Genomic DNA, 25,032 nt, shown 5'->3' with positions numbered 1-25,032 from the left:
GGACTCAGTACATGGTGGCGTTGCCGACCCTCAGGATCATCGGTTTCATTATCGGCATCTTCCTGATCACCCTGGCGATCAGCATGACGGTCCCCATGGCCACGCTGATCATCTTCGAGCGCACCGGCGACATGCCGTCGTTCCTCTGGTCGAGCCTGATCACCTTCGTCGCCGGCCTGGCCCTGGTCCTGCCCGGGCGCCCCGCGCACGTGCACCTGCGCCCGCGGGACATGTACCTGCTGACGGTAAGCAGTTGGCTGGTGGTGTGCATCTTCGCCGCCCTGCCGTTCCTGCTGACCCAGCACATCAGCTACACCGATGCCTTCTTCGAGAGCATGTCGGGGATCACTGCCACCGGTTCCACCGTGCTCAGCGGCCTGGACAGCATGTCGCCGGGCATCCTCATGTGGCGCTCGCTGCTGCACTGGCTCGGCGGCATAGGCTTCATCGGCATGGCGGTGGCGATCCTGCCGCTGCTGCGCATCGGTGGCATGCGCCTGTTCCAGACCGAATCCTCGGACCGCTCGGAAAAGGTCATGCCGCGCTCGCACATGGTGGCCAAGTACATCGTCCTGGTGTACGTCGGCATCACCATCCTCGGCAGCCTGGCGTTCTGGTGGGCGGGGATGAGCCCGTTCGATGCGATCAACCACGCCATGTCGGCGATTTCCACCGGGGGGTTCTCCACCTCTGACCTGTCCTTGGCGAAATGGGACGCGCCGGCGGTGCATTGGGTCGCGGTGGTAGTGATGATCGCCGGCAGCGTGCCCTTCACCCTGTACGTCGCAACCCTGCGCGGCAACCGCAGGGCGCTGATCCGCGACCAGCAGGTGCAGGGCCTGCTGTTCCTGCTGGTGGCGACCTGGGTGGTGCTCGGCACCTGGTACTGGGCGACCACCAAGCTGCACTGGCTGGACGCCTTCCGCCATGTGGCGCTGAACGTCACCTCGGTGGTCACCACCACCGGCTTCGCCCTCGGCGACTACAGCCTGTGGGGCAACTTCTCGCTGATGCTGTTCTTCTACCTGGGCTTCATCGGCGGCTGCTCCGGCTCCACCGCCGGCGGGATCAAGATCTTCCGCTTCCAGGTCGCCTACATCCTGCTCAAGGCCTCGTTGAACCAATTGATCCACCCGCGCGCGGTGATCAAGCAGAAGTACAACGGTCACCGCCTCGACGAAGAAATCGTGCGCTCGATCCTGACCTTCTCGTTCTTCTTCGCCATCACCATCTGCGTGATCGCCCTGCTGCTGTCGCTGCTTGGCGTCGACTGGATGACCGCGTTGACCGGTGCCGCCAGTACCGTGTCCGGTGTCGGCCCGGGCCTGGGCGAGACCATCGGCCCGGCGGGCAACTTCGCCACCCTGCCGGATGCGGCCAAGTGGATCCTGGCAGGCGGCATGCTGCTCGGCCGCCTGGAGATCATTACCGTATTTGTTCTGTGTATGCCGGCGTTCTGGCGGCATTGACGGCGTCTGCCTCGGCCTCGGTCTTCAGGCCGTGGCGGCGGGCGCGGTATTCGCCGGGGGTGAGGTCGAACCAGCGGCGGAACGCGCGGAAGAAGTTGCTCGGGTCGGCGAAGCCCAACAGATAGGCGGTTTCCAGCAGGGTCATGCCCGGTTGCGACAGATACTGCTCGGCCAGCTCGCGGCGGGTATCGTCGAGCAGCGCCTGGAAGCTGGTGCCCTCCTCCTGCAAGCGGCGCTGCAGGGTGCGCTGGGACAGGTGCAAGGCCTGGGCCACCAGTTCGCGCTTGGGCTCGCCCTGGGGCAGCACGCGGCACAGCACCTGACGGGCCTGGTGGGTCACCCGGCTTTCCGAAAAGCGCGCCAGGTATTCTCCGGCAAACCGGTCGTGCAGCACCGCCATCGCCTCGTTGGCGGTGGGCAGCGGGCTTTGCAGGTCGGAGGGTTCGAAGATCAGCGCATCATAGGGTGCGTTGAACACCAGCGGCGAATGGAAGGCGATGCGGTAGGGCTCGATATCCTCGGGCTGCGGCCCCTGGATCAGTACCCGACGCGGCTGGATGGTCCGCCCGCTGAGCCAGCTGCACAGGGACAGCGCGCAGGCCAGCGAGGCCTCCGAGCTGTGCCGGGTCGGCGGCAGATGGTCGCCGTGCACGGTGAGGATCAGCGCATGGCCTTCCGGGCCGAGCTCCAGGCTCAGGTCCGAACTCTCGGCGATGATCCGCTGGTAGCGCACCAGGCGCCCGAAGCCCTCGGCCAGGGTGCGGCTGGACATCAGCGCATAGCCGACCACGTGAAAGGACGCCGGGCGCACCACCCGGGCCATGTTCAGGCCGATGGCGCGGTTGCCCGACAGCTCCTCGGCGAGTTGCCAGAGGCAGGTCATGGAATCCTGGGTGAAACGTGCATCGGGGTCGCTCAGCGCGGCGAAGTCCAGGCCAAGCTTGTGGAACAGGGCCGCGCAGTCCAGCCCTTCGAGTTCAAGCGCCTTGACAATGCCCGAGGCCCAGCTTGCTGACGTGGTTCTCTCGTTCATGGGCGGGCTCTGAAATGGGATAAGGCGCAAGGATACTAAAGTGGCGCTTATTGTCACTTGCTGATACAGCTAATGACTCTAGACTGGGTTCAGGCTCCACGCCGTATCCGTTGACGATCGACAAGAACAAGGAGGCCCAAGCCCCGTGGAAAGCCCTCGACGATTCAGCAGTTTTGCGCAGTTCTACCCCTACTACCTGAACGAACACGCCAACCCCGCCTGCCGTCGCCTGCACTTCGTGGGTACCACCCTGGTCATCGCCCTGCTTGCCTACACGATCGGTAGCGGCAAATGGTTGCTGCTGCTGGCCGTGCCGTTCGCCGGTTACGGCTTTGCCTGGATCGGGCATTTCTTCTTCGAGAAGAACCGGCCGGCGACCTTTCAGCATCCGTTCTATAGCTTGCTGGGGGATTTCGTGATGTATCGCGACATGTTGCGCGGGAAAGTCAGCTTCTGAGGCAGGTTCAGGAATTTGCTTTGCTCTTCAGGGCCCTATCGCTGGCAAGCCAGCTCCCACAGGGTCAGCACAAATCTTGAGGCCTGTGCTGTACCTGTGGGAGCTGGCTTGCCAGCGATGAGGCCCGTCAGCCTTGCACGGACTCGGTCACCCTGGCGGCCTCTTCCTCCGCCATCCGCGCCTGATCCTCGGCCAGCCTGTATAACTCGATACTCCCGTCCCAGTGCTCGATCAACGCCGTGCACGATTCCACCCAATCCCCACAGTTGAGGTAATCCACCTCCCCCACCTTGCGGATCTCGGCATGGTGGATATGCCCGCAGACCACCCCGTGATAGCCCTGCTTCACGCACTCGTGGGCAATGGCTTCCTCGAAATCACTGATGAAGTTCACCGCCGTCTTGACCTTGTGCTTCAGGTACGCCGACAGCGACCAGTAGCCATAGCCATAACGCGCCCGCCAGTGGTTGAGCCAGCGATTGAGGGTCAGGGTGAATTCGTAGGCCGAGTCGCCGAGGAAGGCCAGCCAGCGGTGGTAGCGGGTGATCACGTCGAACTGGTCGCCATGGATCACCAGCAACCGGCGACCATCGGCGGTGAGGTGCTCGGCCTGGTCCACCAGGTGGATATTGCCGAGGATCAACTTGGAATAGCGACGCAGGAATTCGTCATGGTTGCCGGTGACGTAGATCACCTCGGTGCCGCGCTTGCTCATGGTCAGCAGGCGGCGGATCACGTTGGTATGGGCCTGCGGCCAGTACATGCCGCCGCGCAGTTTCCAGCCGTCGATGATGTCGCCCACCAGGTAGATGCGGTCGGCGTGGTAGCGCTTGAGAAACTGCGAGAGATGCTCGGCCTGGCAATCCCGGGTGCCCAGGTGCACGTCGGAAATCCACAGGGTGCGGACACGCCGCTTGCGCGTGGGCTTGAGAAACGCGGCACTGTTCATGGGCGAGGCTCCAGTGAATTTGCTCGACCTTGCCAGCCAGCGGTTAATCCGACATGACAGCCCTGCGGCAGTCCCATGACAGCCGCCGAGGCGTACAATGGCCCCCTTCGCCCAGCCGGACAGCACGCCAGATGAGCAACGGCCCGATTCTTTCCCTGCGCCATTACCGCGACGACCTGATCGCCCATGCCCACGACCACCCGCAACTGGTGTTCGGTCTCGGCGGGCGCCTGGATTTCGAGGTGGACGGCCGTGGCGGACGGGTCGAACGCCAGGACCTGATGGTGATTCCCGCTGGCGCCCATCACACCTGCGGCAGCCCTGTCGGCAGCCACTGCCTGGTGCTGGATGTGCCGGCGGAAAATTGGCTGGCGCAGAGTCTCGGCGAGCGCAGCAGCGACTGCCTGCGCCTGCTGGAGCGCCCCGGCCCGCTGCTGCTGGACAGCCGCCAGCAACAGTTGGTGGACTGGCTGGCGCACAGCCCGATGGACGATGCCCTGATCACCCGCCAGGGCGCGGTCCTGTTGCTGGCCAGCCTGAATCCGGGCAACAGCCCGCTGCCGCCGTCGCGGGAACTGCCCTATGCGTCCTTCGACGCGCATATCGAGCAATACGCCGCTTATCCCTTGCAAGTCGCCGACCTCGCCCGCCTGGCCGGCCTGTCCAGCGCGCGGCTGCATGCGCGCTTCATGGCCGAGCGCGGGATCACGCCGATGGACTACATCCGCCAGCACCGCCTGCTGCGCGGCCGCCAGTTGCTGCAAGGCAGCCGCCTGCCCATCGGCGAGATCGCCAGCCGGGTCGGCTACAGTTCCCAGAGCGCCTTCGCCGCCGCCATGCTCAAGGCTTTCGGACGCAGCCCCGGTGCGCTGCGCCGCGAGTCCGGCGACAACTGACGCGAGTCCGGCGACAGACGCCGGGGCCCGGGCGCCGTAGACTGGCCGCGTCGCTCCCCGACCCTGCAAGGACTTCCATGAACCACCGCACCGCCCTCGGCGCCCTGCATATCGGCGCGCTGTTCTTCGGCCTGACCGGCGTCTTCGGCAAGCTGGCCAGCGCCTCGCCCTCGATCATCGTCTTCGGTCGCGCCGCCTTCGCGGTGCTCGCCCTGGCCCTGTTCGCCCGCCTCGCCGGGCCGGGCTGGAAAGCCCTGCAAGCCCAGGACTGGCGCCGCCTCGGCCTGGGCGGCGTGCTGCTGGCCGGGCACTGGGTGAGTTTCTTCATTTCGGTGAAGGTCGGCGGCGTGGCCATCGCCACCCTCGGCTTCGCCAGTTTCCCGGCCTTCACCGTGATCCTCGAAGGCCTGCTGTTCCGCGAGCGGATTCGCGGCAACGAGCTGGTCCTGGTGGGATTGGTCAGTGTCGGCCTGATCCTGGTCACCCCGGAATTCAACCTGGCCAGCGAGGCCACTGGCGGTCTGCTCTGGTCCTTGCTGTCCGGCCTGCTGTTCTCGCTGCTGTCGCTGACCAACCGCGCTGGTTCGGGACGGGTTCCGGCGGTGCAGGCGGCGATGTGCCAGAACCTGGTGGTCGCCCTGTGCCTGCTGCCCTTCGCCGCGCCAGGCCTGAGCCAAGTGCCGGCGCTGGACTGGCTGTGGATCGGCCTGCTCGGGGTGTTCTGCACCGGCGTCGCCCACAGCCTGTTCGTCGCGGCGCTCAATGTGATCAAGGCGCGCACCGCCGCCGTGGTCTTCGCCATGGAGCCGATCTATGGCATCGCCGTGGCCTGGATGCTGTTCGCCGAAACCCCGACACCACGCATGCTGCTGGGCGGCGTGCTGATCATCTTCGCCATCGTCATTTCCAGCCGCCTGGCGGCCAGCAACGCGTCACGCAAGACAGCGGCGGAACATTAGCGGTCGTTGTGCCCCAGGTCGCGCTGAGGATCGATCTGGTCGCGTACCCGCTGCTTCAGCACCTTGGCCTCCGGGAAGCCACCATCGGCCTTGCGCTCCCAGATCTGCACGCCGTCGCAGGTGATGCGGAAGGTGCCGCCGGTGGCCGGCTCCAGGGCCACCCGGGCGAGTTCGTCACTGAAGGTGCTGAGCAGTTCCTGGGCCAGCCAGGCGGCGCGCAGCAGCCATTGGCACTGGGTGCAGTAGGTGATGACGATTTCCGGCTTCGACGCGCTCACGGTAACGACCTCAAACAAAATAAGTGGCGCTTATACTAGCGGTTTGCCCCTGGCTTCGAGAATCGCGATGCGCCGCCTGCTGCTGTGTTTGCTCTTCCTGCTCCCGTCCCTGCAACTGTTCGCCGCCGAGGCCACCCGGCCCAAGGTCGGCCTGGTGCTGTCCGGCGGCGCCGCCCGTGGCCTGGCGCATATCGGCGTGCTCAAGGCCCTGGAGGAACAGGGGGTGAAGATCGATGCCATCGCGGGTACCAGCATGGGCGCGGTGATCGGCGGGCTGTATGCCTCGGGCTACAAGGTCGAGGAACTGGAAAAGCTGGCGCGCAGCATCGACTGGCAGCAGGCGCTGTCCGATGCCCCGCCGCGCAAGGACGTGCCCTTCCGGCGCAAGCAGGACGACCGCGACTTCCTGGTGAAACAGAAGATCAGCTTCCGCGACGACGGCAGCCTCGGCCTGCCGTTGGGGGTGATCCAGGGCCAGAACCTCGCCCTGTTGCTGGAAAGCCTGCTGGCCCATACCAGCGATACCCGCGACTTCGACAAGCTGCCAATACCCTTCCGCGCGGTGGCCACCGATATCGCCAGCGGCGAGAAAGTGGTGTTCAGCCGCGGCCACCTGCCCCAGGTGATCCGCGCCAGCATGTCGATCCCGGCGGTGTTCGCCCCGGTGGAGCTGGATGGCCGGCTGCTGGTGGACGGCGGCATGGTCGACAACATTCCCCTGGATATCGTGCGGCAGATGGGGGTCGACGTGGCGATCGTCGTCGATATCGGCACCCCGCTGCGCAACCGCAAGCAACTGGGCACGGTGGTGGATGTGCTCAACCAGTCCATCACCCTGATGACCCGGCGCAATTCCGAGGAACAACTGGCGGCCCTGCACCGCGACGACATCCTGATCCAGCCACCGCTGGCCAGCATCAGCGCCACCGACTTCGGCCGCGCCGAGGAAATGATGGACGCCGGCTACCGCGCCACGCGCATCCTCGACAGCCGCCTGGCCGCCCTGCGTCCGCCCGCAGGCAGCGACATCGAACTGGCGGTGGCGCGCTCGCCGGACCAGCGCACGCCGGTCATCACCGCGATCAAGGTGGAGAACGACTCCAAGGTCAGCGACGACGTGATCCGTTACTACATCCGCCAGAACATCGGCCAGCCGCTGGACCTGGACCGCCTGCAGACCGACATGGGCACCCTGTACGGCCTGGACTACTTCGACCGGGTGCAGTACCGCGTGGTGCACAAGGGCCAGGACCACACCCTGGTGATCAACGCCCGTGGGCGCCGCGGGGGCACCGACTACCTGCGCCTGGGGCTCAACCTCTCCGACGACATGCGCGGCGACAGCGCCTTCAACCTCGGCGCCAGCTACCGGGTCAACGGCATCAACAAGCTGGGCGCGGAATGGCTGACCCGGGCGCAGATCGGCGATGTGCAGGAGCTGTACAGCGAGTTCTACCAGCCGCTGGATGCGGGATCGCGCTACTTCGTCGCGCCCTATCTGGAACTGGGCTCGCAGAACATCGACGTGGCGCTGGATGAGGATCCGGTCGCGGAGTACCGCCTGGAGCGCTATGGCTTTGGCCTGAACGTCGGCCGGCAGATCGGCACCAGCGGTGAGGTACGCCTGGGTGTGGGCCAGGCGTGGGGCCGGGCACGGGTCAGGATCGGCGACCAGGACCTGCCGGACGTCAGCCTCACCGAAGGTTATTACGACCTGAAGTACTCCTTCGACAGCCTCGACAACGTCTACTTCCCTCACAGCGGCGAGGATTTCCGCCTGACCTTGCGCCAGTTCGAGCCGGCACTGGGTTCGGACCAGCGTTATCAGCAGTGGGAAATGAAACTGGACAAGGCGCTGAGCAGCGGCCCGAACACCTGGGTGCTGGGCGGGCGCTATGGACGCACGCTGGATGACGCGGATGCGGTGGTGTCGGCGATGGTGATGGGCGGAGCACGGCAGCTATCGGGCTTCCGGCAGAACTCGCTATCGGGGCAGAACCTGAGCCTGGCGCGGATGGTGTACTACCGCCGCCTGACCCCGCGGGCCTACCTGCCGCTGGACTTCCCGCTGTACCTGGGCGGCTCGCTGGAACGCGGGCGGGTGTGGAACAACGACAACGAGTTCGACAGTGGCTATATCAATGCGGCGAGCATCTTCGTCGGCTTCGATACGCCGCTGGGGCCGTTGAGCTTCAGCTATGGGTTCAACACCGAGGATCAGAAGGCGGTGTATCTGAATCTGGGGCAAACATTCTAGGGCCTCATCGCTGCATAGGTATCTACACAACTCCCATCATGGTCTATAAAAGAACCGCATGGATTCGAAATGACCGGGCTCGATGCCCGACTGATCAAGCGGTACGACGAGTTAGTGATGGGACATACCAACGCACTGGCGGGCTTGGCCGCCGGAATGAAGGCCCTGCCGCGTAGCGACAGGGCCTTTTCGCAAACACAGGCCATGTGGCGGTTTCTGGGAAACGACCGGGTTAAACCCAGTGATCTGGTGAAACCCTTGCTGGCATTGGCTCATGAGGGATGCAGCGAGGATTGCGATGAGTACGCACTGGTCATGCATGACTGGTCGCGTATCAATTTCATGCACCACCACAGCAAGACTGATCGCCTGCAGATGACCCATAAGGGCGATGTCGGTTACGAACTGCAAAGCAGCCTGCTGGTGAGTGATCGTGATGGATCACCCATCTGCACACCCGCTCAAAACCTGTCGTTCAAGGATGGAATACTCAGCACCCGGACTGATGAACTCATTGCTCATGGCAAGCACATGGACGAGTTGGTGGACCGTGCTGCATGGCTTGAACAGCAAGGCTTTGCCAAACCTTTGGTGCATATCGTCGATCGAGAAGCAGACTCGGTGGGGCATCTGAGGCAACTGCAAGCTGGCAACCATCTTTGGCTGGTGCGAGCCAGGATGAACTCCACGGCTAAGTACCAGGATCGATCGCGCTCAGTGAAGCTCATCGCTGAAGACCTGTCCTTTAGAGCCGCTCGGGACGTCGTTTTCAAGGGAAAGCCGGCGATACAGTGGGTCGCAGAAACAGACGTAGTGCTGACCCGAAAAGCCCAACCAACTGCCAAAAGCAGGGCAGAACGATTCAAGCTCCGCCAGCCAGGAGATCCTCTTCCTGCGCGCCTGGTTGTCAGCCGGGTCATGAGCGAATCGGGAGAACTCTTAGCCACTTGGTATCTGCTGAGCAATGTGGGCGGGAAAGCCAGTGCTGAGCAGATTGCGCTTTGGTACTACTGGCGGTGGCGAATCGAGTCCTACTTCAAACTGCTCAAGGAAGGTGGGCAACAGCTGGAAAGCTGGCAGCAGGAAAGTGGTGAGGCTGTGTTCAAACGACTGCTTATCGCAAGTCAGGCCTGTGCAGTGGCTTGGCGATTGATGCGTGCCGAGGGTCAGTTTGCCGAGCAAACCCGAACATTCCTGGTGCGATTATCTGGCCGCCAGATGAAACGATCCCAGCCTGTGACTGCTTCAGCGTTATTGGCAGGGCTGTACATGCTGTTAGCCATGACAGAAACGCTGGAGCAGTACAGTCCTCAGGAGCTTGCCGCGTTTGCAAATGAAGCTGTTGGCTGGCTACCGAGGCAAAGGCGTTAGAGATGTGTAGATACCCATGCTCATCGCTGGCAAGCCAGCTCCCACAGGGTCCGCGTGCACCGCCGAACCTGTGGGAGCTGGCTTGCCAGCGATGAGGCCCTCAAGAGCACAATCAAACCTTGGACTTGTCCAGATTCGCCAGAATCCGCGTATGCACCCGCATGCACACCGCCAGTTCCTCTTCATCTACCCCGGTGAACAGCTCTACCCGCAGGGCATTGGCGATGGTTTCGATCTGCTCGATCAACGGCGTGGCCGAAGGGCACAGGACGATCTTCTTGGCCCGACGGTCTTCCAGCACCGCATGGCGCTTGACCAGCCCCTGGGATTCGAGACTGTCCAGCAAGCGGGCCAGGGTCGGGCCTTCCACGCCCACGCTCTGGGCCAGTTCACGCTGGGTCGGGGCTTCGTCGAAACGGGCAAGGTGCAGCAGCACCAGCCAGCGCGCCTGGGACAGGTTGAGGCCCGCCAGGCGGCGGTCCAGCTCGGCGCGCCAGCCTCGGGACATATGGGCAAGTTGCATCCCGAAGCGGTGTTGATCGGTCAAAGGCATGGAAAACTCATGGTCAGAACTAATTATTAGTCAGCTAACCATGCCCATTGCGCTTAGGCAAGGTTCATCTGGGCGACGATCTTGACCAAACGTAAGAAATAGTGACAACCCCATTACATCTCGAACTCGGCGGCCAGGGCCGCACGCACGCAATAGAGCACCCCTTCCGGCACCCGCGAGGCGAACAGCGGGAGGATTTCCGAGACCGGAGGCAGTTCGCCTTCGCCGTCGAGGAAGGCGTCCTGCACTTCCATCATCAGGTCTTCCGGCAGGTCCAGGGCCTGCTCCAGCGACAGTTCCTGGCGACCAATGGCCTCGGCCAGCAGGCTGTAGACGTTCTTTTCGCTGCATTTCAACTGCCCGGCGATCTGCGCCGGAGTCATGCCGGCACGGGCCAGGCTGACCAGTTCGTGGCGCAGGTCGGTGACCACCGGCGGCGCCTCGGCCTCGCCGCCCAGCACTTCGAGGAAGGCCTCGCCATAGCGCTCCAGCTTGCGCGCGCCGACACCGCTGACCCGGGCCATCTCGGCCAGGCTGGTGGGCTGGCTGCGGAGCATTTCCAGCAGGGTCGAGTCGGGGAAGATGACGTAGGGCGGCACGCCATGCTCTTCGGCCAGCTTGCGCCGCAGGGTGCGCAGGGCTTCCCACTGCTCGCGCTCGTCGCCGCGCACCAGCTGGCTGGCCGGGCTGCCGCCACTGCTACTGCCCTTGCTGGTGGTCTGCGGCTTGAGATCGCGGCGCAGTTCCAGGGTCACCTCGCCGCGCAGCAGCGGCCGGCAGCTATCGGACAGGCGCAGGCCGCCGTAGCCATCCAGGTCCACATCCACCAGGCCGCGGGCGACCATCTGGCGGAACAGCGAGCGCCATTCGCCCTCGGCGCGGCCCTTGCCGACGCCATAGACGGAAAGCTTCTCGTGGCCGAAATTGCGGATCTTCTCGTTGTCCTTGCCCAGCAGCACATCCACCAGGTGGCCGACGCCGTAGCGCTGGCCGGTGCGGTAGATCGCCGACAGGGCCTGGCGGGCCGGCTCGGTGGCATCCCAGGTCTGCACGCCGTCGACGCAGTTGTCGCAGTGACCGCAGGGGTTGGGCAGTTCTTCGTCGAAGTAGCGCAGCAGGGCCTGGCGGCGGCAGCGGGTTTCTTCGCAGAGGGCGAGCATGGCGTCGAGCTTGTGCTGCTCGACGCGTTTGTGCCGCTCGTCGCCTTCGGAGTTCTGCAGCATCTGCTTGAGCATCACCATGTCCTGCAGGCCGTAGGCCATCCAGGCATCGGCGGGCAGGCCGTCACGGCCGGCGCGACCGGTTTCCTGATAGTAGGCTTCCAGCGACTTGGGCAGGTCGAGGTGGGCGACGAAACGCACGTTGGGCTTGTCGATGCCCATGCCGAAGGCAATGGTCGCGACCATGATCAGCCCTTCCTCGTTGAGGAAGCGGCGCTGGTTGGCGGCACGGGTCTCGGCGGGCAGGCCGGCGTGATACGGCAGGGCCGGGAAGCCCTCGCCGCAGAGGAACGCGGCCACCTCGTCGACCTTCTTGCGCGACAGGCAGTAGACGATGCCGGCGTTGCCGCGACGTTCGCCGAGGAACGCCAGCAACTGCTTGCGCGGCTGCTCCTTGGGCACGATGCGGTAGAAGATGTTCGGGCGGTCGAAGCTGGAGAGGAAGCGCTCGGCCTCCTGCAGGTGCAGGCGGGTGACGATCTCTTCGCGGGTGCGCATGTCCGCCGTGGCGGTCAGGGCGATGCGCGGGACATGGGGGAAGAGCTCGGCCAGTTGGCCCAGTTGCAGGTATTCCGGACGGAAGTCGTGGCCCCATTGCGAAACGCAGTGGGCCTCGTCGATGGCGAACAGGGCGATGTCCAGCTCGCGCAGGAAATCCAGCATGCGCGGCTGCACCAGGCGCTCCGGTGCGAGATAGAGCATCTTCAGCTCGCCACGGCGGATGCGTCCGGCCAGTTCGCGCTGCTGCTCGGCGCTCATGGTCGAGTTCAGCGAAGCCGCGGCGACGCCCAGTTCATCGAGGGTCGCGACCTGGTCTTCCATCAGCGCGATCAGCGGCGAAACCACCACCGCCAGGCCGTCACGCAGCAGCGCCGGGACCTGGAAGCACAGCGATTTGCCACCGCCGGTCGGCATCAGCACCAGCGCATCGCCGCCCTTGGCCACGCGTTCGATGATCGCCCCCTGGCGACCGCGGAAGCTGTCGTAGCCGAAGATATCGCGAAGGACGCGCTGAGCCTGTTCGAGCATAACCACTCCAAAAATCGTGAACCCATCCTGGCCATACAGGCTGGATGAAAATCCCTCGCGACTCACGTAAAAAAACGCAAGCAGCTTTTACCGGGGGAAAACCCGCACCCGGCGGAAAAAAGCCGAGAGTATACCCGAGCGCCCACCCGCGCAGGGCGACCGCGCGATAGAGCGTCATCCTTTGCCTTGCAGGGCCCCCACAATGCTAGAATTCAATATTGAACCACTTCCAAGGTAGCCCCTAAATGTCCTTCGCCGAGCAATTGACCCGCCTGCAAGCCTTCCTCGACGCCGACGAGCTGCATGAAGAGGCGCTGGACTACGTGGCCGCCTGCGGTTACCTGACCGCGCTGTCGATCTGCGCCGAAGAAGTACCGGAGCGCGAGTGGATCGACGCCCTGTTCTCCGAGGAGCCGCACTACGCCAGCGACGCCCAGCGTGCCGAGATCGAAGCCACCCTGGTCCAGCTCAAGGGCCATATTGCCCGCCAACTGGCCAGCGACGAGGAATTCGAGCTGCCATGCGACCTCGACCTCGGCGAAGAGCCGGACGACTCCGACCTGCGCGGCTGGTGCATCGGTTTCATGGAAGGCGTGTTCCTGCGCGAGGAAGCCTGGTTCGAAAGCGCCGAGGAAGAAGTCAGCGAGATGCTCCTGCCGATCATGGTCGGTTCCGGCCTGTTCGACGAGCAGCCTGAATTCGCCGATATCGCCAGTGATGCCAACCTGATGGACGACATGATCGTGCAGATTCCGGAAGCGCTGACCGCCCTGTACCTGCTGTGCCACGCGCCAGACGAAAAACCGGCCCTGCTCAAGCCGCGCCACCACTGATTGCGTGGTGGTGCGCTACCTGCTGCTGGCCGTCGGCTGGCTCAGCGTCGCGTTGGGGGTGATTGGCATTTTCCTTCCGGTACTGCCAACCACCCCTTTTCTATTGCTCGCGGCCGCCTGTTTTGCCCGCAGCTCTCCCCGCTTCCATGACTGGCTGGTGAATCACCCGCGGCTCGGGCCGTGGATTCGTGATTATCTCAGTGGCGAAGGCATTCCCCTCAAGGGCAAGGTCTACGCCATCGGCCTGATGTGGGCGAGTATCGGCTTTTCCTGCTACCTGGTGCCGTCGCCCTGGGCCCGGGGGTTCATGCTGACCAGTGCGGTGCTGGTTTCGATCTATATCCTCAGGCAGAAGACCCTGCAACGACCGGACTAGGTTGTTGTCTTCAGGGCCTCATCGCTGGCAAGCCAGCTCCCACAGGGTTCGGCAGCGCCGCGAACCCTGTGGGAGCTGGCTTGCCAGCGATAGGGCCCTGAAGCCTTACACGGTATCCACCTTCAACGAATGATCATTGAGCATCCCGTTGATGATGGTCGCCGTATCCGCCCCCGCCGCTATCACCCCGCCCGACCCTGCCGTCACCCCGTAGTGCTGGGCCAGGTCCACCCCCGCCAGGTCGATGGTCTGGCTCGGCGCCGCCCCGGCTACCGAACTGACCTCGATGGTCGAGACCACGCTGGCCCCGCTGCCGGTTACCTTGAAGTGCAGGTAGTCATCCAGCGACGCACTGGTAGCATTCTCGCCCTGCAACAGTTGCGACAGGTCCAGCCGGTCGGTGCCCGGGGTGAAGTCGGTCACCACGTCATGCCCGGTATCGCCAAGCTGCCACAGGAAGGTATCGGCTCCCGGGCCACCGGTCAGGATGTCATCCCCGCGCCCGCCTATCAGCACATCATCCCCGCCCCCACCATTGAGCACATCGTTGCCCAACCCGCCGTTCAACACGTTGGCATTGCTATCACCGGTGAGGGTGTCGTTGTAGTCCGAGCCGATCAGGTTCTCGATCGACACCAGGGTATCCAGCCCGGCACCGACGGTGTTCTGCTGCCCGGCGAGGGACAGGTTGACCGTGACCCCGGCCGTGGCGCTGGCATAGCTGGCGGTATCGATGCCGGCGCCGCCATCCAGCAGGTCGTTGCCCGGGCCACCGATCAGCAGGTCAATGCCGTTGCCGCCATACAACGAGTTGTTGCCACCCCCACCAATCAGCACATCATTGCCGTCACCGCCATTGAGGGTGTCGTTGCCATTGCCACCGAGCAGGACGTCGGCATTCACCGTCCCGGTCAGGATCGAGCTGTCCTGGTAGTTGATATCCACCGACCCGGTCGCCGTGCCGCTATGGCCGTCGCTGACCGTGTAGCTGCCGTTGTACTGCGGCGTGTTGTTGGCGGCGCCGGAGTAATCGATGGTCATGGTCAGCTGGTAGTTTTCCGCGTTATTGGCGCTGCTCCCGCCACCGCTGTTGGTGAGGTTGACCACATGGATGCTGTAGACCCCGTCGTGGCTGGCGACGAAGGTGCCGCCATCGGCGATGGTCTGGTAGCTGCCGGTCGCGTCCTTCCACTCCATCAGCACGTTGCCGGCAGGCCGGTCATGGTTCAGGTTGAGGGATTCGCCCTGCTTCAGGGTCACGGTGATGGTGTCTTCGTCGTTGGCATTGGCGTTGGTCACCGCGCCCAGGTAGCCAGTGACCAGCACCGCCGCCGTCATGCTGTTGGCCGCTCCGGTGAAGGCGCTGCGGGCGATGTCCTTGAGCTGGTTCGCCGTGCTGTTGCCGACGCCGTTGAACACTACCGTTGGCGTTGTGTTGCCCACGGTGAAGTCCGCTCCGCGGGCCGTCCAGCCGGTATTGAAGGTAATCGGCGTGGCACTCAGCCGGTCGTTGTTGGCATCGGTGTCATTGGCCACCAGCGCCTCGGAAGGGACCGTGATAGTGCCGGAGAGGATATTGGTGATCACATGGTCCGCACCGGCCACAGGTGCGGCGTTGGTGTAGACATTGACGACCAGGGTGGCGTTGCTCAGGTCGCCATCGTTGTCACTGACCACGAAGCCGATGTTCTCAACCTGGCTGCTGCCATTGTCCTTCGGCGGCGTGTAGGTGAATTCCCCAGTGTCCATGTCGACCACGATCGAACCGCCGAGCAGCGTTTTCACCGTGATGCTGTTGCTCAGGGTATCGAACATGCCGCGATCGGTCCCCCCCGTGGCTACATAGGAGCCCTGGTTGGAATTGCCCTTCGGATCGTAGGTGTAGGTGGTGCCATCAATCACCAGGGACTTGATGAAACCGCCGTCGGCACCGAAATAGCCCCCCGTCATCAGGCTGCCGGTGACCGGCGCGCCCTGCACGGTGTCGGAGAGCACCGAGTTGAGCTGGTTGAGGTCGGTGACCACGGTGGAGTTGGTGTCGGTATGGGTGCTGCCGTCGTAGGCCAGCGGGTTGAGGTTGCTGGTGTTGACGCCGCTGCCCAGGCCGATGGCGTAGGATTTGATCCCGTTGGTATCGAGGAAGTTGGTCCAGGTGGTTTCCCGGGTGCCGGAAATGGCATGGCCGGACGTAGGCTCACCGTCCGAGAAGAAGTAGGTGATGTTCTGCGCACCTGTGATCTTGCCTGCCGTGGCGAAGGCTGACTGGGCCAGGGTGGTGGCCGAGTCATAGTAGGTGTTGCCGCCCGCGCTGAGGCCATTGACGATGGTCTTGGCATCCGCCACCGAGACCCACACCGAAGACGGCTGGGACGCGCCGCTGGAGAAGGTGACGATCTGCACCTTCACATCGCCGAGGTCGTCGTACTTGTCCAGCAACTGCGCGATCGCCTGCTTGGCCAGCTGGATACGGGTCAGCCCCGGCACCCCGGAAGCGTCGTTCATGCTGCCGGACACGTCGATCACCAGCAGCAGGTTGGAGTCCAGTTGCCCCGGAGTGACCGACCGGGTCGCGCCCACGGCCTGGGGCACGTCATCGACGATATTGATCTGGAGGGTGCTGGTGGTGAAATTGCCGAGCGCATCGGTCGCCTTGTAGGTGAACGACTCGCTCATCACGTTGGCGCCATCGTTGGCACCGCCGGACGTCTTGGGTGCCGAGGTCAGGGTGTAGGTGTAGGAACCGTTGGCCAGCAGTTGTATCTGACCATAGGACCCGGTCGAACTGCTCACCAGGCTGTAAGTAATGGCGCCGGAACCACCTGACACGGAACCCACCAGGCTCCCACTGCCGGTTTCTCCGCTATTGGTCGGATCGCTGCCGATCACCGTCCCTGCGGCGAGGTCCTGACCGTCTTTCGTCAGGTCCAAGGCCTTTTCGTACACCGTGATGTCCTGATCCTTGCCGGCGACCAGGCCGCAATCCTGCACGTTGATCGTCAGGGTCGTGGTGCTTTCATCGCCATCGGCATCGCGGATGGTGTAGGTGAACACATCCTGGGCCCCGGCCGGCGCCACCGAGTTGGGGTTGGCGTGATACACCGCATTGCCGGCGGCATCCAGGGTCAGGGTGCCGTAGGTGCCGGCGACATTGGTGTTCAGCGAGCCGATGGACGAGGTGGAAGTATTGGAGCCGGCGCGTACCCCCACCACCACGTTGCTGCCCGGATCGTCGGCGCCCTTGGTGTCGTTGATCAGCACGTTGCCGCTGACGGTGCCGCCCTCGACCACCGAGTTCGAGTCCGGCCGCGCCGTCGGCACGTCGTCGACGATATTCACGTCCAGGCTGCCACTGTTGGTGCTGCCGTCGGTGTCCGTTGCGGTGACCGTGAAGCTTTCGGTCAGGCTGTTGATGCCGCCGCCCGTTGGATGGGTTTCGTTGTCCAGCAAGGTGTAGCTGTAGGACACGACACCCGTGCTCGCGTTATAGCCGGTGACCGTCAGTGTATTGCCCAACGGGGTGGTAACGGTTTGCGGGAAGGTGGCTGCGGTGCCACCACTGATCACGTTGATACCACCCACGCTCAGGGTTTGCAGGCCGTCCGGTGCGGTCACGGTGAAGGTGCCGGACTGGGTCAGGGCCGAGGCATTCGGGCTGCTGCCGTCGCTGAGGTTTTTCTCGTAGACCGACAGCTCGCCGCCCGCGACATTCAGGCCGTTGAGGGTGACCGGGTCGTTGAGGTTCTTGATGTTCAGCACCAGGTTGGCAGTGCTGGTGTCGCCGTCGGCGTCCTTCAGGGTGTACGTGAAGGTCTCGGTGCCTGTACCTCCCCCGTGCAGGTTGTAGAAATCCGGGTCTGCTGGGTTCAGGGTGTAGGTGTAGGAGCCGTCAGCCGCCAGGACCAGGGTGCCGTAGGTTCCGGTGAAGGTGCTTGCGGTGATCGGTCCGGTGATGCGGTCGGCGCCTTGGGTGTCGTTGGTCAGCACATTCCCGGTCAATACTGTTGCCGCTTCCGTCGCCACAGAAGCATTGGTATCAGCAACCGCCGTAGGCACGTCGTCGACGATATTCACGTCCAGGCTGCCACTGCTGGTACTGCCATCCGTATCGGTGGCCGTAACCGTAAAGCTCTCGGTCAGGCTGTTGGCACCTGCGCCCGTTGGGTGAGCATCGTTATCCACCAACGTATAGCTGTAGGAAACGACACCCGTACTAGCGTTGTATCCCGTGACGGTCAGCGTATTACCCAAGGCCGTCGTGACGGTTTGCGGGAAGGTCGCCGCCACGCCACCGCTGATTACGTTGATACCACCCACGCTCAGGGCCTGCAGACCATCCGGTGCAGTCACGGTGAAGGTGCCGGACTGGGTCAGGGCCGAGGCATTCGGGCTACTACCGTCGCTCAGGTTTCTCTCATAGACCGACAGCTCCCCACCTGCGGTGTCGAGCCCGGTCAACGTGACCGGATCATTGAGGTTCTTGATATCCAGCACCAGGTTGGCCGTGCTGGTGTCTCCGTCCGCATCGGTCAGGGTGTAGGCAAAGGTCTCGGTGCCCGTCCCGCCACCGTGCAGGTTGAAGAAGTCCGGATCCGACGGATTCAGCGTATAGGTGTAGGAACCGTCCGCCGCCAGCACCAAGGTGCCGTAGGTACCGACAAAGGTCCCCGCAGTGATCGGTCCGACAACCCGGTCAGCCCCCTGTACATCGTTGGTCAGCACATTACCGGTCAGCACGGTCGCGACTTCAGTGGCCACCGAGGCATTGGTGTCGGCCACTGCCGTCGGCACGTCGTCGACGATATTCACGTCCAGGCTGCCACTGCTGATGCTGCCGTCGGTGTCCGTTGCGGTGACCGTGAAGCTTTCGGTCAGGCTGTTGATGCCGCCGCCAGTTGGGTGGCTCTCGTTATCCAGCAAGGTGTAGCTGTAGGACACGACACCGGTACTGGCGTTGTAGCCGGTCACCGTCAGCGTATTGCCCAACGGGGTGGTAACGGTTTGCGGGAAGGTGGCTGCGGTGCCACCACTGATCACGTTGATACCACCCACGCTCAGGGTTTGCAGGCCGTCCGGTGCGGTCACGGTGAAGGTACCGGACTGGGTCAGCGCCGAAGCATTCGGGCTGCTGCCATCGCTGAGGTTTTTTTCGTAGACCGACAGTTCGCCGCCCGCGACATTCAGGCCGTTGAGGGTGACGGGGTCGTTGAGGTTCTTGATGTTCAGCACCAGGTTGGCGGTGCTGGTGTCGCCGTCGGCGTCCTTCAGGGTGTAGGTGAAGGTCTCGGTGCCTGTGCCGCCGCCGTGCAGGTTGTAGAAGTCCGGGTCTGCTGGGTTCAGGGTGTAGGTGTAGGAACCGTCTGCGGCCAGGACCAGGGTGCCGTAGGTTCCGGTGAAGGTGCTTGCGGTGATCGGTCCGGTGATGCGGTCGGCGCCCTGGGTGTCGTTGGTCAGCACGTTGCCAGTGAGGACCGTCGCTGCTTCTGTCGCCACACCTGGGTTGGTATCGGCCACGGCGGTAGGCACATCATCGACGATGTTGACGTCCAGGCTGCCGCTGTTGGTGCTGCCGTCTGTGTCCGTTGCGGTGACCGTGAAGCTTTCGGTCAGGCTGTTGATCCCGCCGCCCGTTGGATGAGCTTCGTTGTCCAGCAGGGTGTAGCTATAGGAAACCACGCCAGTGGCCGGGTTGTAGCCAGTGACTGTCAGTGTATTGCCCAACGGGGTCGTGACAGTTTGCGGGAAGGTGGCGGCAGTACCGCCGCTGATCACGTTGATACCGCCCACACTCAGGGTTTGCAGACCGTCCGGCGCTGTCACGGTGAAAGTGCCGGACTGGGTCAGGGCACCTGCGTTCGGGCTGCTGCCGTCACTCAGATTTTTTTCATAAACCGACAGTTCACCGCCGCTCGCATCGAGGCCGTTGAGGGTGACCGGGTCGTTGAGGTTCTTGATATTCAGCACCAGGTTGGCGGTGCTGGTGTCGCCGTCGGCGTCCTTCAGGGTGTACGTGAAGGTCTCGGTGCCTGTACCTCCCCCGTGCAGGTTGTAGAAGTCCGGGTCTGCTGGGTTCAGGGTGTAGGTGTAGGAGCCGTCAGCCGCCAGGACCAGGGTGCCGTAGGTTCCGGTGAAGGTGCTTGCGGTGATCGGTCCGGTGATGCGGTCGGCGCCTTGGGTGTCGTTGGTCAGGACATTCCCGGTCAGCACCGTCGCCGCCTCCGTCGCCACGGACGCATTGGTGTCCGCTACGGCTGTCGGAACATCATCGACGATATTCACGTCCAGGCTGCCGCTGGTGCTGCTGCCGTCCGTATCGGTGGCGATAACGCTAAAGCTCTCGGTCAGGTTGTTGATGCCGCCGCCGCTTGGATGGGCTTCGTTGTCCAGCAGGGTGTAGCTGTAGGAGACGACACCGGTGCTGGCGTTGTAGCCAGTGACCGTCAGGGTATTGCCCAGCAATGTCGTGGTGCTTTGCGGGAATGTCGCCGCCACGCCACCGCTGATCACGTTGATACCGCCCACACTCAGGGTCTGCAGGCCGTCCGGTGCCGTCACGGTGAAGGTACCGGACTGGGTCAGGGCTGCTGCGTTCGGGTTGCTACCGTCGCTGAGGTTCTTCTCGTAGACCGACAGCTCACCGCCGGCAGTATCGAGGCCATTGAGGGTGATCGGGTCGTTGAGGTTCTTGATGTTCAGCACCAGGTTGGCCGTACTGGTGTCACCATCCGCATCGGACAAGGTGTAGGTGAAGGTCTCGGTACCCGTACCGCCGCCGTGCAGGTTGTAGAAGTCCGGGTCGGCAGGATTCAGGGTGTAGGTGTAGGAGCCATCCGCAGCCAGGACCAGGGTGCCGTAGGTTCCGACGAAGGTCCCGGCGGTGATCGGTCCGGTGACGCGGTCGGCGCCCTGGGTGTCGTTGGTCAGGACGTTGCCGGTCAGCACCGTTGCCGCTTCCGTCGCCACAGAAGCATTGGTATCAGCGACCGCCGTCGGCACATCGTCAACGATGTTCACGTCCAGGCTGCCGCTGCTGGTGCTGCCATCCGTATCGGTGGCGGTGACGGTGAAGCTTTCGGTCAGGCTGTTGGTGCCAGCGCCGGTTGGGTGAGACTCGTTATCCAGCAGGGTATAGCTGTAGGACACAACACCCGTGCTGGCGTTGTAGCCGGTCACCGTCAGCGTATTACCCAAGGCCGTCGTGATGGTTTGCGGGAACGTAGCCGCCACGCCACCGCTGATTACGTTGATACCACCCACGCTCAGGGCCTGCAGACCATCCGGTGCAGTCACGGTGAAGGTGCCGGACTGGGTCAGGGCCGAGGCATTCGGGCTACTACCGTCGCTCAGGTCTCTCTCATAGACCGACAGCTCCCCACCTGCGATGTCGAGCCCGGTCAACGTGACCGGATCGTTCAGGTTCTTGATATCCAGCACCAGGTTGGCCGTGCTGGTGTCCCCGTCCGCATCGGTCAGGGTGTAGGCAAAGGTCTCGGTACCCGTCCCGCCGCCGTGCAGATTGAAGAAGTCCGGATCCGACGGATTCAGGGTGTAGGTGTAGGAACCGTCCGCAGCCAGCACCAGAGTGCCGTAGGTACCCACGAAGGTCCCGGCAGTGATCGGTCCGGTAACCCGGTCGGCCCCCTGGACATCGTTGGTCAGCACATTCCCGGTCAGTACGGTTGCAGCCTCGGTAGCCACCGAGGCATTGGTGTCGGCCACTGCCGTCGGCACATCGTCGACGATATTCACGTCCAGGCTGCCGCTGCTGGTGCTGCCATCCGTATCGGTGGCGGTGACGGTGAAGCTTTCGGTCAGGCTGTTGGTGCCAGCGCCGGTTGGGTGAGACTCGTTATCCAGCAGGGTATAGCTGTAGGACACAACACCCGTGCTGGTGTTGTAGCCGGTCACCGTCAGCGTATTACCCAAGGCCGTCGTGACGGTTTGCGGGAACGTAGCCGCCACGCCACCGCTGATTACGTTGATACCACCCACGCTCAGGGCCTGCAGACCATCCGGTGCAGTCACGGTGAAGGTGCCGGACTGGGTCAGGGCCGAGGCATTCGGGCTACTACCGTCGCTCAGGTTTCTCTCATAGACCGACAGCTCCCCACCTGCGGTGTCGAGCCCGGTCAACGTGACCGGATCGTTCAGGTTCTTGATATCCAGCACCAGGTTGGCCGTGCTGGTGTCCCCGTCCGCATCGGTCAGGGTGTAGGCAAAGGTCTCGGTACCCGTCCCGCCACCGTGCAGGTTGAAGAAGTCCGGATCCGACGGATTCAGCGTATAGGTGTAGGAACCGTCCGCCGCCAGCACCAAGGTGCCGTAGGTACCGACAAAGGTCCCCGCAGTGATCGGTCCGACAACCCGGTCAGCCCCCTGTACATCGTTGGTCAGCACATTACCGGTCAGCACGGTCGCGACTTCAGTGGCCACCGAGGCATTGGTGTCGGCCACTGCCGTCGGCACGTCGTCGACGATATTCACGTCCAGGCTGCCACTGCTGGTACTGCCATCCGTATCGGTGGCCGTAACCGTAAAGCTCTCGGTCAGGCTGTTGGCGCCTGCGCCCGTTGGGTGAGCATCGTTATCCACCAACGTATAGCTGTAGGAAACGACACCCGTACTAGCGTTGTATCCCGTGACGGTCAGCGTATTGCCCAAAGCAGTCGTGACGGTTTGCGGGAAGGTGGCCGTCACACCGCCACTGATCACGTTGATACCACCCACACTCAGGGCCTGCAGTCCGTCCGGTGCGGTCACCGTGAAGGTGCCGGACTGCGTCAGGGCAGCCGCGTCCGGACTGCTGCCATCGGCAAGGTTCTTCTCGAAGACCGTCAGTTCACCGCCGGCGTTATCAAGGCCGCCGAGGGTCACCGGATCGTTGAGGTTCTTGATATCCAGCACCAGGTTGGCCGTGCTGGTGTCCCCGTCCGCATCGGTCAGGGTGTAGGCAAAGGTCTCGGTACCCGTCCCGCCGCCGTGCAGATTGAAGAAGTCCGGATCCGACGGATTCAGGGTGTAGGTGTAGGAACCGTCCGCGGCGAGCACCAGGGTGCCGTAGGTACCGACAAAGGTCCCGGCAGTGATCGGTCCGGCAACCCGGTCAGCCCCTTGCACGTCGTTGGTCAGCACATTACCGGTCAGCACGGTCGCGGCTTCAGTGGCGACCGAAGCATTGGTATCAGCCACAGCGGTAGGCACATCATCGACGATATTCACGTCCAGGCTGCCACTGCTGGTACTGCCATCCGTATCGGTGGCCGTAACCGTAAAGCTCTCGGTCAGGCTGTTGGCACCTACGCCCGTTGGGTGAGCATCGTTATCCACCAACGTATAGCTGTAGGAAACGACACCCGTACTAGCGTTGTATCCCGTGACGGTCAGCGTATTACCCAAGGCCGTCGTGACGGTTTGCGGGAAGGTCGCCGCCACGCCACCGCTGATTACGTTGATACCGCCCACGCTCAGGGTCTGCAGACCATCCGGCGCAGTCACCGTGAAGGTGCCGGACTGCGTCAGGGCAGCCGCGTCCGGACTGCTGCCATCGGCGAGATTGCTCTCGAAGACCGTCAGTTCACCTCCGGCGTTATCGAGGCCGCCGAGGGTCACCGGATCGTTGAGGTTCTTGATATCCAGCACCAGGTTGGCCGTGCTGGTGTCGCCATCCGCATCGGTCAGGGTGTAGGTGAAGGTCTCGGTCCCTTTGCCGCCGCCATGAAGATTGACGAAGTCCGGATCCGACGGATTCAGGGTGTAGGTGTAGGAGCCGTCCGAAGCCAGGACCAGGGTCCCGAAGGTCCCGACGAAGGTCCCGGGAATGATCGGGTTGGCCACGCGGTCGGCGCCCTGGATATCGTTGGGCAGCACATTGCCGGTCAGCACCGTCGATACTTCGGTTGCAACCGACGGGTTGCTGTCGTCCACTGCCCGCGGCACGTCGTCGAGGATGGCGATATCCAGACTGCCGCTGGTGACATCACCATTGCTGTCGCTGGCCGACACCGGGATGCTTTCGCCCAGCGCGCTGCCGGCGGTGGTGAGGGTGTAGCTGTAGCTGACCACACCGCTGGCCGGATCATAGCCGGTGATGGTCAGGACATTTCCGAGGCCGGTGCTGAAGGACTGCCCTACACCGGTAACCGTACCATTGGTCAGGACATTGATGCCGCCGACATTCAGGTTGAACACCCCGTCCGGGGCCACCACGCTGAAGGTGCCGGTCTGGGTCAGCGCGCCGGGGTTGCTGGCCGAACCCAAAGGCAGGTTGGCTTCGTTGACGGTGAGTTCGCCGCCTTCCACCGCCAGTCCGAGAAGCGTGATCGGGTTATTGACCGCCGGGATCGGCTCGTTGTGGTCGATAAGTCCGATATCCTGGTCAGGCAGTTCAAAGGCAAAGGGTAGTCCGACCGTAGGAAAACCTATCACCGGATCGACATGCCCGCCCACCTCGGTCAGCAGCACGAAGCTGTGTCCACCACCCAAGGCGCCTGGCGCACCGTTCGTGGGCCCGGCCGCCGTGGCCTCGGCATCCTGGGTCGGGTCAGCGCCGGCGGCGATGGCTTGCTGGAGTTTTTCCACTTCGGTGAGCTGCGCTTCGCTCGGGGTGATGATCTCCGGCGTCTGCACATGGGGCGCCTGGTGGGCCAGCAGAGCATTGGAGAGGGTGAGGCTGCTGTCACGCCCCAGGGTCAGCTCGCCGCCATTGGCCAGGTGCACCGCCACTGCACCTGTGGCACCGGTTTCCAGTTGCTCGCCGACAAACACACGGTCTCCCTCGACCAACAACCGCCGGGTTCCGTCAGCCTCGACCGCAAATACCTGACCGATCACCTTGCTGACCACACCGATTGACTTAGCCATCTAGCCACTCCTCTCCACTGCCGACGTTCTTTTGCAGGAAAGCCTGTGGTGTTTCGTGGGCGGGCACCTGGGGAAAGTGCCCGCTTCGAAGTAGCTGCGACCGTCAGGAACGCGGGTTGTACATGCAAACCCGACTGCCTGGCGAGGATCGCCGCGGCGGGGTGACAACGATTACCGGCGATTTACTTAGTGCCAAATTTCTGTCGCCATTATTTGCGTTGTCCTTCTCCCTCCACTCTCTTTCTTGCCCTATGTCGAAAACCGACCTGAAATTTTTCTGACGCCAGTAAAAAAGCGCCTAAGCGCCGAATTACATGGCCTGCGGGTTAAACAATGTGCTGCTTTCCTTAGAACGCATAAGTTTTTTTTCGCATAACACTTATGAAAATTTCTTCTTAGCTTTCCGCCCAAATGTTCTTAGCTCTGTTGTTACAAGCCTGAAACGGTTTGCACCTAATTTTTCGTCAGTTTATTGACGATGCAAGACCAAAAAAT

Annotated in this window: 14 protein-coding genes; 8 read left to right on the top strand and 6 right to left on the bottom strand. The window is 63.2% G+C overall.

All coding sequences use genetic code 11. From position 1 onward, the window contains the following. Nucleotides 1–14 precede the first annotated feature (14 nt). Nucleotides 15–1,469: a TrkH family potassium uptake protein gene (locus AC2CQI_RS28050; RefSeq protein WP_075804289.1), complete on the top strand. Its 1,455-nt coding sequence runs from the start codon at nucleotides 15–17 to the stop codon at nucleotides 1,467–1,469. Here AC2CQI_RS28050 and AC2CQI_RS28045 read toward each other — a convergent pair. Then, a complete protein-coding gene (locus AC2CQI_RS28045; protein WP_484578527.1) occupies nucleotides 1,426–2,502 on the bottom strand; it encodes an AraC family transcriptional regulator in 1,077 nt (358 codons plus the stop codon). The genes AC2CQI_RS28050 and AC2CQI_RS28045 overlap by 44 nt on opposite strands. Before the next feature lie 145 nt (nucleotides 2,503–2,647). Between AC2CQI_RS28045 and AC2CQI_RS28040 the strand changes: the two genes are divergently transcribed. Next, nucleotides 2,648–2,959: an Mpo1-like protein gene (locus AC2CQI_RS28040; RefSeq protein ID WP_484578526.1), complete on the top strand. Its 312-nt coding sequence runs from the start codon at nucleotides 2,648–2,650 to the stop codon at nucleotides 2,957–2,959. A gap of 127 nt (nucleotides 2,960–3,086) precedes the next feature. Here AC2CQI_RS28040 and AC2CQI_RS28035 read toward each other — a convergent pair whose 3' ends face one another. After that, entirely contained in the window at nucleotides 3,087–3,908 is an 822-nt protein-coding gene (locus AC2CQI_RS28035) for a UDP-2,3-diacylglucosamine diphosphatase (protein WP_484578525.1), read from the bottom strand. Nucleotides 3,909–4,039: 131 nt separating this feature from the next. Between AC2CQI_RS28035 and AC2CQI_RS28030 the strand changes: the two genes are divergently transcribed. Both AC2CQI_RS28030 and AC2CQI_RS28025 read left to right on the top strand, forming a co-directional pair. Continuing rightward, the gene (locus tag AC2CQI_RS28030) at nucleotides 4,040–4,804 is read left to right on the top strand and encodes a helix-turn-helix transcriptional regulator (protein ID WP_075804252.1); all 765 of its coding nucleotides are present in this window, start codon (nucleotides 4,040–4,042) and stop codon (nucleotides 4,802–4,804) included. Between the two features lie 77 nt (nucleotides 4,805–4,881). Beyond that, nucleotides 4,882–5,763, top strand: coding sequence for a DMT family transporter (locus tag AC2CQI_RS28025; RefSeq protein ID WP_075804253.1), 882 nt, complete (start codon nucleotides 4,882–4,884; stop codon nucleotides 5,761–5,763). Here AC2CQI_RS28025 and AC2CQI_RS28020 read toward each other — a convergent pair. Further along, a complete protein-coding gene (locus AC2CQI_RS28020) occupies nucleotides 5,760–6,041 on the bottom strand; it encodes an Rdx family protein (RefSeq protein WP_075804254.1) in 282 nt (93 codons plus the stop codon). The genes AC2CQI_RS28025 and AC2CQI_RS28020 overlap by 4 nt on opposite strands. A 67-nt stretch (nucleotides 6,042–6,108) precedes the next feature. On the opposite strand from AC2CQI_RS28020, the gene AC2CQI_RS28015 reads away from it, so the two are divergent. Further along, the gene (locus AC2CQI_RS28015; RefSeq protein ID WP_075804255.1) at nucleotides 6,109–8,298 is read left to right on the top strand and encodes a patatin-like phospholipase family protein; all 2,190 of its coding nucleotides are present in this window, start codon (nucleotides 6,109–6,111) and stop codon (nucleotides 8,296–8,298) included. 69 nt (nucleotides 8,299–8,367) lie between these two features. Then, nucleotides 8,368–9,669, top strand: coding sequence for a transposase (locus AC2CQI_RS28010; protein WP_484578524.1), 1,302 nt, complete (start codon nucleotides 8,368–8,370; stop codon nucleotides 9,667–9,669). Nucleotides 9,670–9,781: 112 nt separating this feature from the next. On the opposite strand, the gene AC2CQI_RS28005 is transcribed toward AC2CQI_RS28010, so the two are convergent. Next, nucleotides 9,782–10,222, bottom strand: a complete 441-nt coding sequence (locus AC2CQI_RS28005) for a MarR family transcriptional regulator (protein ID WP_075804256.1) — start codon at nucleotides 10,220–10,222, stop codon at nucleotides 9,782–9,784. Between the two features lie 113 nt (nucleotides 10,223–10,335). Further along, nucleotides 10,336–12,471 (bottom strand): DNA helicase RecQ, encoded by a 2,136-nt coding sequence (gene recQ, locus AC2CQI_RS28000; RefSeq protein ID WP_484578523.1) that lies wholly within the window; start codon nucleotides 12,469–12,471, stop codon nucleotides 10,336–10,338. Nucleotides 12,472–12,716: 245 nt separating this feature from the next. Between recQ and AC2CQI_RS27995 the strand changes: the two genes are divergently transcribed. Both AC2CQI_RS27995 and AC2CQI_RS27990 read left to right on the top strand, forming a co-directional pair. Beyond that, on the top strand, nucleotides 12,717–13,304 hold the full coding sequence (locus tag AC2CQI_RS27995; RefSeq protein ID WP_075804258.1) for a UPF0149 family protein: 588 nt from the start codon (nucleotides 12,717–12,719) through the stop codon (nucleotides 13,302–13,304). A gap of 10 nt (nucleotides 13,305–13,314) precedes the next feature. After that, entirely contained in the window at nucleotides 13,315–13,680 is a 366-nt protein-coding gene (locus tag AC2CQI_RS27990; protein ID WP_075804290.1) for a YbaN family protein, read from the top strand. Nucleotides 13,681–13,785: 105 nt separating this feature from the next. Here AC2CQI_RS27990 and AC2CQI_RS27985 read toward each other — a convergent pair whose 3' ends face one another. After that, a complete protein-coding gene (locus AC2CQI_RS27985; protein ID WP_484578522.1) occupies nucleotides 13,786–24,537 on the bottom strand; it encodes a retention module-containing protein in 10,752 nt (3,583 codons plus the stop codon). Nucleotides 24,538–25,032 lie beyond the last annotated feature (495 nt).

The sequence above is a fragment of the Pseudomonas sp. P2S-1 genome, assembly GCF_057197725.1.
The sequence above is the reverse complement of the archived record's forward strand: the minus strand, read 5'-3'. Positions and strand labels throughout refer to the sequence as shown.